This is a genomic window from Pseudomonas sp. KH_046_1 (assembly GCF_057839025.1).
This window is the reverse complement of the sequence record NZ_CM174481.1, coordinates 4,076,150-4,087,977: the sequence shown is the minus strand read 5'-3', so window position 1 is coordinate 4,087,977 and position 11,828 is coordinate 4,076,150. Positions and strand designations below refer to the sequence as shown.

10 protein-coding genes are annotated in these 11,828 nt (G+C 61.7%); 4 read left to right on the top strand and 6 right to left on the bottom strand.

Features of this window, described 5'->3' with window-relative positions; all coding sequences use genetic code 11:
• Positions 1-36: 36 nt before the first annotated feature.
• The 4 genes from AC3IT9_RS18805 to AC3IT9_RS18790 all read right to left on the bottom strand — a co-directional run bounded on the left by AC3IT9_RS18805 (position 37) and on the right by AC3IT9_RS18790 (position 5,821).
• A complete protein-coding gene (locus AC3IT9_RS18805; protein WP_489270693.1) occupies positions 37-1,197 on the bottom strand; it encodes an iron-containing alcohol dehydrogenase in 1,161 nt (386 codons plus the stop codon).
• Positions 1,198-1,200: 3 nt separating this feature from the next.
• The gene (locus tag AC3IT9_RS18800; RefSeq protein WP_489270691.1) at positions 1,201-2,592 is read right to left on the bottom strand and encodes an aldehyde dehydrogenase family protein; all 1,392 of its coding nucleotides are present in this window, start codon (positions 2,590-2,592) and stop codon (positions 1,201-1,203) included.
• A 7-nt stretch (positions 2,593-2,599) separates the two neighbouring features.
• Positions 2,600-3,973 carry a glutamine synthetase family protein gene (locus AC3IT9_RS18795; RefSeq protein WP_150725998.1) on the bottom strand — a complete coding sequence of 458 codons (1,374 nt, stop codon included), beginning with the start codon at positions 3,971-3,973 and terminating at the stop codon, positions 2,600-2,602.
• A 258-nt stretch (positions 3,974-4,231) separates the two neighbouring features.
• Positions 4,232-5,821, bottom strand: coding sequence for a winged helix-turn-helix domain-containing tetratricopeptide repeat protein (locus tag AC3IT9_RS18790; RefSeq protein ID WP_489273529.1), 1,590 nt, complete (start codon positions 5,819-5,821; stop codon positions 4,232-4,234).
• Between the two features lie 259 nt (positions 5,822-6,080).
• On the opposite strand from AC3IT9_RS18790, the gene AC3IT9_RS18785 reads away from it, so the two are divergent.
• From AC3IT9_RS18785 to AC3IT9_RS18770, 4 genes are all read left to right on the top strand, one after another.
• Positions 6,081-6,833, top strand: a complete 753-nt coding sequence (locus AC3IT9_RS18785; protein WP_489270690.1) for an SDR family oxidoreductase — start codon at positions 6,081-6,083, stop codon at positions 6,831-6,833.
• A gap of 44 nt (positions 6,834-6,877) precedes the next feature.
• Positions 6,878-7,291 carry a cupin domain-containing protein gene (locus AC3IT9_RS18780; protein ID WP_150726000.1) on the top strand — a complete coding sequence of 138 codons (414 nt, stop codon included), beginning with the start codon at positions 6,878-6,880 and terminating at the stop codon, positions 7,289-7,291.
• Positions 7,292-7,387: 96 nt separating this feature from the next.
• A complete protein-coding gene (locus AC3IT9_RS18775; protein ID WP_489270689.1) occupies positions 7,388-8,485 on the top strand; it encodes an HlyD family secretion protein in 1,098 nt (365 codons plus the stop codon).
• Positions 8,482-10,059, top strand: a complete 1,578-nt coding sequence (locus AC3IT9_RS18770; RefSeq protein WP_489270688.1) for a DHA2 family efflux MFS transporter permease subunit — start codon at positions 8,482-8,484, stop codon at positions 10,057-10,059. Before AC3IT9_RS18775 ends, AC3IT9_RS18770 begins: the two co-directional genes overlap by 4 nt.
• Positions 10,060-10,395: 336 nt before the next feature.
• Here AC3IT9_RS18770 and AC3IT9_RS18765 read toward each other — a convergent pair whose 3' ends face one another.
• Both AC3IT9_RS18765 and AC3IT9_RS18760 read right to left on the bottom strand, forming a co-directional pair.
• The gene (locus AC3IT9_RS18765; protein ID WP_489270687.1) at positions 10,396-11,133 is read right to left on the bottom strand and encodes a hypothetical protein; all 738 of its coding nucleotides are present in this window, start codon (positions 11,131-11,133) and stop codon (positions 10,396-10,398) included.
• A 286-nt stretch (positions 11,134-11,419) separates the two neighbouring features.
• The gene (locus AC3IT9_RS18760; protein WP_489270686.1) at positions 11,420-11,743 is read right to left on the bottom strand and encodes a hypothetical protein; all 324 of its coding nucleotides are present in this window, start codon (positions 11,741-11,743) and stop codon (positions 11,420-11,422) included.
• Positions 11,744-11,828: the final 85 nt, after the last annotated feature.

Sequence of the window (11,828 nt, the reverse complement as noted above, 5' to 3'; positions counted from 1 at the left end):
CGTCATCGTTGGCGTTCATCGCGAGCAGGCTCGCTCCTACAGACGGCCGTGAAACGCCGCGTCGAAAATCTTTGCCACGCCGTCCCGGGTCAATGGCAGCGGGTTGCCGCCGGCGGAGGGGTCGACAATCGCCATGTCCGCGATCAGGTCGGCCTGCCGATCATCCACGCCCAGTTCAAACAGGGTATGGGGCACACCGATGTCCTTGCGCAGCTTGAGGACGAAGGCCAGGAAACTGTCGAACCCCGGCGAGGGCAGGCGCAGGTACGCCGCCAGGCGGGTGATGCGCTCCTCGATGGCCGAGCGATTGAACTGCAGGACATAGGGCATGAAGGTGGCGTTGGTCATGCCGTGATGGGTGTCGTACAGCGCGCCCACCGGATGGGAGAGCGCATGCATCCCGCCCAGGCCTTTCTGGAATGCCGTGGCGCCCATGGCCGCCGCTGCGAGCATTTGCGCGCGGGCCTCAAGGTCCGACGGGGTGTGTACCGCCTTCACCAGTGAGTTGGCCACCAGGCGCATGCCTTCCACGGCAATGCCATCGGCCAGGGGGTGAAAGCCGGGGGCGCAATACGCTTCCAGGCAATGGGATAAAGCGTCCATGCCAGTGCCAGCGGTGATTTTCGCCGGCATGCCGACGGTGAGGGCCGGGTCGCTGATCACCACGCGGGGCATCATTTTCGGGTGGAAGATGATGCGTTTGGTGTGGGTGCGCTCGTCGATGATCACCGCCGCACGCCCGACTTCGGAACCGGTTCCCGCCGTGGTCGGCACGGCAATGACCGGGGCGATGCGGCTGTCGTCGGCGCGGGTCCAGTAGTCGCCGATGTCTTCGAAATCCCAGACCGGGCGGGTCTGACCGCTCATGAAGGCAATGAGCTTGCCCATGTCCAGGCCACTGCCGCCACCGAACGCGATCACGCCGTCGTGCTGGCCGGCACGCCAGGTGTCGAGTCCGCCGGCCAGGTTGGCTTCCACCGGGTTGGGCTTGAGGTCACAAAACAGCGCCACGCCAAGACCGGCGGCGCGCAATGCGTCGAGTGCCGCCGTGGTGATCGGCGCGCGCGCCAGGCCGCTGTCGGTCACCAGCAAGGGGCGCTGGATACCCTGGCTGCGACAGACCTCGGCCAACTCGGCAATGCGCCCGACACCGAAACGAACGCTCGTGGGGTAGTTCCAGTTTCCTGTCAGGTTCATGGTCTACACCTCGTGACGCAGATGAAAGGATTTGGCCCGGGTCAGGTGTTCGTAGCCCAATGGCGACAGAGTGACGCCGCGCCCGCTGTTCTTCACGCCGGTCCAGGCCAGTGCCGGGTCCAGGTAGTCGCAGCGGTTCATGAAAACCGTGCCGGTGGCGATCTCGTTGCCCAGGCGTTCAGCCGCGGCGAGGTCCTGGGTCCAGATGGAAGCGCTGAGCCCGAACTCACTGTCGTTCATCAAGGCGATGGCTTCTTCATCGCTGGCCACCGACATGATGCCGACCACCGGGCCAAAGCTTTCGTCGCGCATGACCGACATCTGATGGTTCACGTCCACCAGCACTTGCGGTGCCAGATAGGCGCTGCCCGGCACGTCGGCGGCAAAGGACTTCGAATCGATCAGCGCTGTCGCGCCCTGGGCCAGCGCTTCGGCGATCTGGCCACGAACGAAGAATGCGGCGCCCGGCGTCACCAGCGGACCGAGGGTGGTGGCTTCGTCCAACGGGTTGCCCAGCACATACTGGCGGGTCAGTTCGGCGAAGCGCTCGACAAACACCGGGTAGATTTTCTGGTCGACGTAGATGCGTTCCACGGCGCAGCAACTCTGCCCGGAATTGAAGAAACTGCCGTCCACCAGATTTTCCACCGCATGCTCAAGGTTGGCGTCTGCCCGGACATAGGCCGGGTCTTTTCCGCCGAGCTCCAGGCCCATGCCGAGAAATTGTCCGCTGGCGGCGCTTTCCATGACTTTGCCAGCCTCCACGGAACCGGTGAAGTTCACTTGCTGCACGCGCCCGTCAGCAATGATCGCCCCGGTCGACACATGGTCGAGCAGCAGATTCTGGAACAACCCCTCGGGCAGTTTTGCGCGATGCATGGCCTCGGCGAAACGCTCGCCCACCAGCAGGGTTTGTGATGCATGTTTGAGGATCACACTGTTGCCGGCCATCAGCGCCGGGATGATCGTGTTCACCGCCGTCAGATAAGGGTAATTCCACGGAGCGACCACCAGCACCGTGCCCAGCGGCTCGCGTTTGATAAAGCGCCGGAAACCCGCCTTGGGCTCCGGCTCTATAGCGGCCAGGGCCTGCGGTGCGATAGCGATCATGTGCCGGGCGCGTTCGGCAAAACCGCGCAGTTCGCCGGCGCCGTAACGCACCGGGCGGCCCATTTGCCAGGCCAGCTCCGGCACGATGTCCGCCTGCATCGACAGCATCGCGTCCACCGCGGCGCTGCAAAACGCCGCGCGTTCGCTCAGTGAGCGGCGTTGCCATGACGCCTGTGCGCTGGCAGCCGCCGTCAGCGCCTGCTCGATCTGCGCCGCATCGGCAAGATCGCGTTCGACGTACACCCGGCCATCGACCGGGGAGATCAGTTGCACCTTCGCAGTCATGATGTTCTCAGTAGCGCTCGAAACCGCGCTGCAATTCCCAGTCGGTGATTCGCCGGTCGTACTCCTTCTGCTCCCACTCGGCGGTGTGCACGTAATGGTCGACTACCTCATCACCGAATGCCTCGCGCAACATGCTTGAGGCCTTGAGGGCGGCGCTTGCCTCGCGCAGGGTCTTGGACACTTCCGGCAAATGCTCGTCGAGATAGGCGTCGCCTTCGAATGGCGGCGCGAGATCGAGCTTCTCGTCGATACCCGCCAGGCCTGCCGCGATCAGCGCGGCGAAGGCCAGATAGGGGTTGAGGTCGGCACCGCCGATGCGGCATTCGATGCGGATGGCCTTGCTGCCTTCGGCACACAGGCGAAAGCCGGCGGTGCGATTGTCGCGGCTCCAGACCGCCCGCGTCGGCGCAAAAGTGCCGGCCTGGAAGCGCTTGTAGGAGTTGATATAGGGCGCGAGAAAACAGGTGATGTCGTTGGCGTACTTGAGCTGCCCGGCGACCCAGGCCCGCATCAGTTTCGACATGCCGAACTCGGCTTTCGCGTCGAAGAACAGCGGCTTTTTGGCGTTCTTGTCCCACAACGAATTATGGATATGGCTGCTGGAGCCGGCGGCGTCGTAGCGCCACTTGGCCATGAAGGTGATCGCCTTGCCCTGCAACTGCGCGATCTCTTTGCAGGCGTGCTTGATGATGACGTGGTGGTCGGCCATGGTCATGGCGTCGGCGTAGCGGATGTTGATCTCTTCCTGCCCAGGGCCCCATTCACCCTTGGAGTTTTCCACGGGAATGCCCGAGGCCTGCAAGTGCTTGCGGATCGCCCGCAGCACCGGCTCTTCGCGGGTGGTCTGCAGGATGTTGTAGTCCTCGATGTAATGGCCGGCGGTTTTCGGTTTGTGATAGTTGCGCCGGTGGATCGCCTCGTAGCTCTCATCGAACAGATAGAACTCGAGTTCCGAGGCAAACATGCCGGTATAACCACGCTCGCGCAGGCGCTCGACCTGCTTTTTCAGAATCGCCCGCGGGCTGTGGGGCAGGTCCTGGCGATGGTGATGATCGAGCACGTCGCACAGCACCAGCGCCGTGCATTCAAGCCAGGGCACGCGCCGCAGGGTGGACATGTCGGGCTTGAGCACGAAATCGCCGTAACCCTTGCTCCAACTGGCCGCGGCGTAACCCGGCACCGGTTCCATGTCAATGTCATCGGCCAGCAGGTAGTTGCAGCAGTGGGTTTCTTCGTGGCCGCTGTCGATGAAAAACTCGACCTGGAAGCGCTTGCCGACCAGGCGTCCCTGCATGTCGACCATGCAGACCAGCACGGTATCGATTTCGCCGGCAGCCGCGGCGCGCTTGAGTGCATCAAAGCTGAGGAGGGGCTCGGTCATCACGGCAATCCTGCGTGAAAGGTTTGGGCCAGTCTGGGATAGCTGTTGCAGACGCTCTCCAGAAAAACCCAAAACCTGCAGAACCGAGCATCGTGAGCAACGAGTTGATCAAAGCTTAGCCTACCTTGTAGGAGCGAGCTTGCTCCGGGCGGCGTTCCGACGATGGACTTGAAGACACCGCGTTTAATCAGAAAACCCGCGTCATCGTTGACGACCTTCGCGAGCAGGCTCGCTCCTACAGGGTAAGGTGGGTCGCCTTTACTCCGGCAACCCCGCCCGCCGCAGTCCATCGACGAAGCGGGCGAAGTCCTCAGGCCGTTGAATGGGCAACCAGTCCTTGAGGGTGCACAGACGCAAGGAGGGGTCCAGCTTTTGCAGACGCTGCATCGCCAGATTGGCTTTTTCCATTCGACCGCCGAGCGCATGACTGGCCGCCACCAATGCCGCTGCGACCAGCAGACTGGGCAAGTTGCCCAGCGCCTTTTCCGCCCAGTCCGCAGCGGCATCGAAGTGCCCGGCGAAGAAATGCGCGAGCGCCATCCCGACCTGCATCCTGAACATTTCCGGATCCAGCGGACTCAAGCGAACGGCATGGTTCAAGTTTTCGATGGCGGCGTCTGTTTCACCGTGCAGCGCCCGCAGGATACCGCCCAGGAACCAGGCGGGGGCGAGGTTGGGATTGAGCAGGCGCGCCCTGTCGAGCAGTGCAATGCCGGCGTCGACCTCGCCGGCGAGATGAGCAAGCGCATGTCCGCCCCGGGTCAACGCGACGGCATCGTCGCGGCCGAGGGACACCGCCAGACGCGCCAGCCGTATGCCCTCGGCAATTTCTGCTGGTCGATCGGTCATCCAGCCATTGAGCTTGCGCCAGAAGTGGCACCAGGCGGCCATGCCATAGGCCGAAGCAAATTCGGCATCGAGTTCGATGGCCTGGTAGAACATCGGCAGCGCCTGCTCGATGGCTTCCCGGCTGCCGCTGTGCAGTTTTGCCATGGCCCGCAGGTAGTAGTCGTAGGCGTCCAGGCTTTCCGTTGGCTTGCGTTTGGCGCGTTCGATTTCTGCCCGTTCCAGTTGCGGCGCGATGGCACCGACGACGCTTTCGGTGATTTGGTCCTGCAGCTCGAAGATGTCGTCGAGCAGGCCTTCGAAGCGCTCCGCCCAGATGTGCGTCCCGCTCGTCGCATCGATCAGTTGCCCGGTAATGCGCAGCCTGTTCCCGCACTTGCGCACGCTGCCTTCGAGCACGTAGCGAACGCCCAGCTCCTGGCCGACGCCTTGGGCGTCCACTATCCGGCCCTTGTAGGTAAAACTGGAATTGCGCGCGATGACGAACAGCCAGCGAATACGCGACAGGGCGGCGATGATGTCCTCCACGACGCCATCGGCGAAATACTCCTGCTCCGGATCGCCGCTCAGGTTCTGGAACGGCAGGACGGTGATCGAGGGTTTGTCCGGCAGGACGAGCGTAGAGGAGGGGGTTGGTTTCGGGGCAGCGCTCGCGCGTTCATCGATATCAGGCTGTCGCGCTTCCCCGGTCATGGCGCCGTTGATCTGGCCAACGAAACGGTAGCCCTTGCGGGCGACGGTGCGCACCAGACGCTGCTCCTCACCGGTATCACCGATGGCCTTGCGTACCGCATTGATGTGGCTGGTGATCGTCGACTCCGAAACGATCCGGTCGCCCCACACTGCTTTGAGCAATTCGTCCTTGCCGACGACGCGATCGGGATTGTTGACGAACAGCAGCAACAGGTCGAAGACCTGCGGTCCGACGGCCACGACCTGCCCGCGCAGGGTCAGCTCCCGGCGCTCCTGATCGAGTACGTAGTCTTCAAACGTGAATGGCAAGTTGAGCATCCCCTGGCGAAGCGCCTTCAACTCCGTGTCCCAGGCGGCTGGCGGTTGGTAACTGAGGCAGATGATACGGCAGCTCGACACCTGCTGCACCGTCTGCGGCAAGGGCGGCTGGACGAACACCATCGGCTTTGGACATAAATCCAAGCACACGCCAAGGCAAACCCAAGCCCGGCGCAAGGACTTGCCTGGTGCACGCAGGCAATCTCTCTACACCGACGCAATGGTTGCAGTCGACAAGTGGAGAAAAGCCATGAAGATCGTCGTCATCGGAGGCTCCGGCCTCATTGGATCGAAACTTGTGAACACCCTGCGCGAGCGCGGCCATGAAGCGCTCGCCGCCAGCCCCAGCTCGGGCGTGAACAGCATCACCCGCGAAGGCCTGGCCGAAGCGATGGATGGTGCTGATGTGGTGGTCGACGTGGCGAACGCGCCGTCGTGGGAGGACCAGACCGTTCTCGATTTCTTTGAAACGTCGAGCCGTAACCTGCTGGCCGCCGAAGCCGCCGCCGGGGTTCGTCATCACGTTGCCCTGTCGATTGTCGGCAGCGAACGGCTTCCCGATACCGGCTATTTCCGGGCCAAGGTCGCGCAGGAGGCCCTTATCAAGGCATCCAGCGTTCCCTACACCATTGTGCGTGCCACGCAGTTCTCCGAGTTTGCTGGCGGCATTGTCCAGTCGTTCGCCGTTGGCGAGGAAATTCATGCTTCGCCGGCGCTGATCCAGCCGATAGCGTCCGACGACGTGGTGGCGGCGTTGGCCGATGTCGTACTGGCTGCACCGCTCAATGGCACCGTTGAAGTCGGCGGCCCGGAAACCATGCCGATCGACGAACTGGCCAGGCGTTATCTGCGGGCGACCCAGGACAACCGCAAGGTCGTGCCGGACGTGCACGCGCGCTACTTCGGCGCCGTGCTCAACGATCAATCGCTGGTCACCGGCAAGAACGCACGCCTGGGGGCGATCCGCTTCGACGACTGGCTGGCCCGGTCGACGGCGCAGTAACGGATCGCACCCTCACATTTCCCTACCAATCCAGGAGAAATCCCATGGTTACCCGATTGCTAATGGCCGCTGTCTTCGCCGCGCTCTCGATCAGCGCCGCATCGGCCGCCGAGCCGCCCCACGGCAAGGTGACGGTGGTGTTCGACCGTCCCATCCCCAACATCCCTGGCAAGAGCATGAGGGGCGTGGTCGTCGAGTATGGGCCGGGTGCCGCGTCGCCGGCCCACACCCATCCGAAAACGGCCTTCATCTATGCAACGGTGCTGGAGGGCTCGTTTCGCATCGAGGTCAAAGGCGAACCGGAAAAGATCTACAACGTTGGTGAAAACTTCGTAGAGGAGCCGGGTTCCGTGCACCTGGTCAGCGCCAACGCCAGCGACACTCAACCTGCACGCCTGTTGGCGGTGTTCGTCCTCGACACCGACGAAAAGGTACTCGTAACACCTCTCAAGAAGTGAGCCGGGCAACGCGCTCATGAAGGCTCGGCAGCCGGGCGGCAGACCCTGTCGCCCAGTGGCTGAGTCAGTTCTTGGCACTGAACAGGAAATGAAAAAATGAACTCGCTCCTGGACAAGGCCGCCATTGCCACCAGCGCAAGCGGCGCAACGCCTGTGGTCGTGGTGCGGCGAAGCAAGCGCAAGACCATTGGCCTGTTGCTGTGCGTCGCGGCCTTGATGGTCGTGGCGGTTTGGGGAGCCATGGCGTTTTCAAGTGGCGTGACCTCGACCGACAACGCCTATGTCCGCGGGGATGTCACCTCGCTCGCCGCCAAGGTGGCCGGCTATGTCACGGCGGTCGAGGCCCGGGACAACCAGACCGTGCGTGCCGGTGATGTGCTGTTTCGTATCGATGACCGCGACTATCGCGCCAAACTTGCGCAAGCCGAGGCCAATGTCAGCGCCGCCCAGGCGCGCCTGACCCATGTCGATGCGCAGATCCGGCTTCAGCATGCGCTGATCAGGCAGGCCGAAGCACAAAGGCGCTCGGCCACCGCCGACATGAGCCTGGCGGCCAAGACCCACGACCGCAGCCGTAAACTGATCGTCAGCAATGCGGTGAGCCAGGCCCTGGTCGATGAAACCGGCACGGCGCAATCCAGAGCCGTGGCCTCGGTTTCGGCCGCTTCGGCAACGGTCGAGGCGCAACAGCAACGCATTGCGGTGTTTGTGGCCGAGCGCGAGGCTGCAGTGGCCGCCGTGACGCAAGCACAGGCCGCGCGGGATCTCGCCCGGATCGATCTCGATCACACCGTGGTGCACGCACCAGTGGATGGCGTGGTCGGTAACCGTCAGGTTCGCCTCGGCCGTTTCGTCACGCCGGGCGTCTCCCTGCTCGATATCGTGCCGGTCAACGATGTGTGGGTGGTGGCGAACTTCAAGGAGACCCAGCTCGAACATATCCGCCCCGGTCAGCCCGTGCGCGTCACGGTCGATGGCTACCCCGATGCGGCACTCGAGGGCGTGGTCGACAGCTTTGCACCGGGCAGTGGCTCGGCGTTCAGCCTGCTGCCGCCCGACAATGCCACCGGGAACTTTGTGCGTGTCGTGCAGCGCGTGCCGGTGAAGATCCGCTTGGCCCAAAATCCGCTGCCGGGGCGCATCGTGCCGGGCCTGTCCGCGCGGGTGGAAGTTGCGCAAGGGGCCGGCTCATGAACACCCTTGCCAGCGCCACGCCGAGCAGCATCAGAACCAGGACCGGCGTCCTGCTCATGGTGGGCATCGTGCTGGCGACGTTGACGGAAGCGATCGCCAGCACCGTGCTGGCCCTCGGCCGCGGCGACATCATCGGCGACACCTATGCCACGCCTGACGAGTTCGCCTGGCTGGACGTCGGCTACATCGCGCTCAAGCTGATCGGGTTCATGACCGCCCCTTGGTTGATGCAGCGGTTTTCTGCGCGCAACGTGCTCATCGGCGCCATCCTGGTCATGGGCCTGGCGTGCTGCATGGCTGCCGTTACCGCCCGGCTGGAGCTGCTGATCGCACTGCGCATCCTGCAAGGCTTCGCCGGCGGCACTTTACTGGTGGCGGGCCAGGCAATCATTTTTCGCAGCTATCCACGCGCCGTTCAGCCGATCCTGCAAGCTCTGTTCGCCATGGGCTCCGTGGTCGCGCCCGGTACCCTCGCACCAGCCCTTCAAGGGTGGTTGATCGACAGCCAGTCCTGGACCTGGATTTTCTTCAGCGTGGTGCCACTGGCCCTGGCGGCGATCGGCTTCTTGCTCATCGCCGATCACCCCATGCCCGCCAAGGTCCGGCAACGTCCGTTTGACTGGCTCGGCTGTGCACTGATCGGTGCCGCGCTGTTCTGCTTCACCTATGTGCTCAGCCAGGGCAGCCGCTGGGACTGGTTCGAGGAACCGCGCATTCTAGTGATGACGGTGATCGGCGGCGCCGCGCTGCTGGCCTTTCTCGGCCAACAGGTTTTGGCCAACGGCCAGGGGCTGCTCGATTTCAGCCTGTTCAAAACAAGCGATTTCACCTTTGCCTTTTGCGTCAGCTTCGTCGCCGGTGCCGCGCTGTTCGGCAGTGCGTACCTGATTCCGGCGTTTGCCCTGTCGGTACTTGCGTTCACACCGACCGATGCCGGTCTGCTCCTGTTGCCCAGTGGCGGTTTTTTTGCCGGTTCGCTGCTCATCGCCGCCTGGATGTTCACCGTGCGCCGCGTGCCGCCGGTGGCGACCGTGCCCTTTGGCATCCTGCTGATCATGGCGGCGATGTGGATGCTGTCCGGCTCCACCAGTGAAAGCGGCAGCGACGACATGATGGCGGCCATCCTGTTGCGCGGCCTGGGCCTTGGCTTCCTGTTTCTGTCGATCACGCTGATCGCCTTTAGCCACCTCAACAGCCGCAAGCTGGCCAGCGGCATCGGCCTGTTCAATACGGGGCGGCAACTGGGTGGCTTGATGGGCGTCGCGGGGCTACAGACCTTGATCGACCATCAGGTTGTCAGCAATGGCGTGGTCCTCGGCGCCAACGTCACCCCGGGAGGAAACGCGCTCATCGAACGGCTGATGACCACAACCGCGATGCTGGCGGGGAAGGGCATGGATCAGGTGGCCGCTGGCCGGGCGGCCACGAGCCTGCTGGGCAAGGCGGTGTCAGGTCAGGCCACGGTGATAGCCTTCGATACGGCGTTCTTCGCCGTGGCCCTGCTGTTCGTCTTTGCCGCGCCCATCCTGGTTGGCATCAAGATTGGCCTCTCGCGACACGCGAAAGCACATTAACGACGGATAACCAGCACGAAAAAACCCGGCTGTCGAGGCCGTAATGCTGTTCATTTAAGAGATAGAGCGAGCAATCAGTAACCTGTGGCGAGGGAGCTTGCTCCCGTTGGACTGCTCAGCAGTCCCATTTTGGGGCCGCTTCGCGCCCCAGCGGGAGCAAGCTCCCTCGCCACAGGTACAGTGTTCGTCCTTAAGTGAACGGCACTATTGTCGAGGCCGGGCTTTTCGTTGAGTTGCGACAAAGACGTTAACTGCGAAAACCGAGAAAGCGATGCTGAAGAGGGTTACGCAGGCGTCGGACTTCAGTTGCTTGTCTACTTCTGTCGAAGACGAGCGTTACAACACCTTCAGAACCAGAGGCACCGAGTCGGAAATATAGCCTTCCGGATTGTCGCTAAAAGTGCTGACACGAACTTCTCCGCCTGCCTCTATGAAGTTCAGTATCGCAGGCACGACGACTGTAGTGGGAGCATCTTGCGGGGACCATATCTCAAAATAGAGGACTCTGCCATCACGACCGTAGCTCGTCCAGGTACAGTTAATTGTAAACCTGGCAGGGAGGTGAATGGTCAATCCATCGGGGTAATCATGCTGCGAGTTCAGATTTCCATCTTTAGCTTCGGGCGCCTTTGGGGCAGGGATCAAAGATCCCGCTAACTTGACGGAATTGACGTCGGTAGATTCTGAATGCCGTGGGGGGCCACCAGCGGCGGGGAAGACTTCATATGTGACCTGAAATCTTTCGAGATTATCGATGTAATCGCACACAAAGCTCTTCGGCACTCTAATGTCGAGGAAAGAAGCTGGATCGCTGACTTTCAGCTCGGCTGAGAAATCCCTCTCGGTTACAGTGTTCTTCCAGGTCAGCACTATGCGGTCGCCGCACGCCATGTCCGGATAGACCGCCAGTCGAGTAATCGCCCCCGACTCTTCGATCTCGCCTTCATAAAGAATGTGGGTACGTCCATCCATTTCCATCACTAACGGCGCAGGCAAGAGTTCGACGCTGCGCGTGCGGGATATATCGTTTTCGAGTTTGGCCTTGCGAAACGAATTGTTTTGAAGTTCATTCATGGTGAGCACTCCAAAGAGAGGATTTAATTGATTCAATTTATCGCATGGAGTGGAGCAACTCCCCTCCTTAGATGACAGATTCATTAGGGAGCAAAAAGGGGGGTGTGACAACTGTAATAAATGACAGTTTGTAGTGAAAAAGTGCTACCGTTTGTCGAGTAAATGTAACTTTCTAATGTGAATAAAAAGGCACTGAAGTAGTTCCGATTGAATTATTTTATGTGCACAAAAAAGCCCGGCTGTTGAGGCCGGGCTTTTCGTTGAGTGTTGCGATAAAGCACTGCATTCAGACAGCGCGGCTTTCGATCAGTCGATCCGCACCGCCTTCAGCGACGCGGTTTTGCAGGAGTTTGTCAGAGCCGCCTTCGGCGACGCGGTTTTGCAGGAGTTTGTCGGAGCCGCCTTCAGCGATTCGATTCTGCAGCAGTTTGTCGGAGCCGCCTTCGGCGACGCGTTTTTCCAGCAGGCGATCCGAACCACCTTCGGCCACACGGCTTTCAATCAGACGATCCGAGCCGCCTTCAGCGACCACAGGTTGAGCAGAGTTTGCGGCGAAAGCGTTAACTGCGAAAACCGAGAAAGCGATGCTGAGGAGGGTTTGGCGTTTCATGATGGTGTGCTCCGGGGTGCTTATGAGTGGGTATGGAGCAGATGTTACGCCGGGGATTTTTTAAGAGAACTTCATTGAAATGATG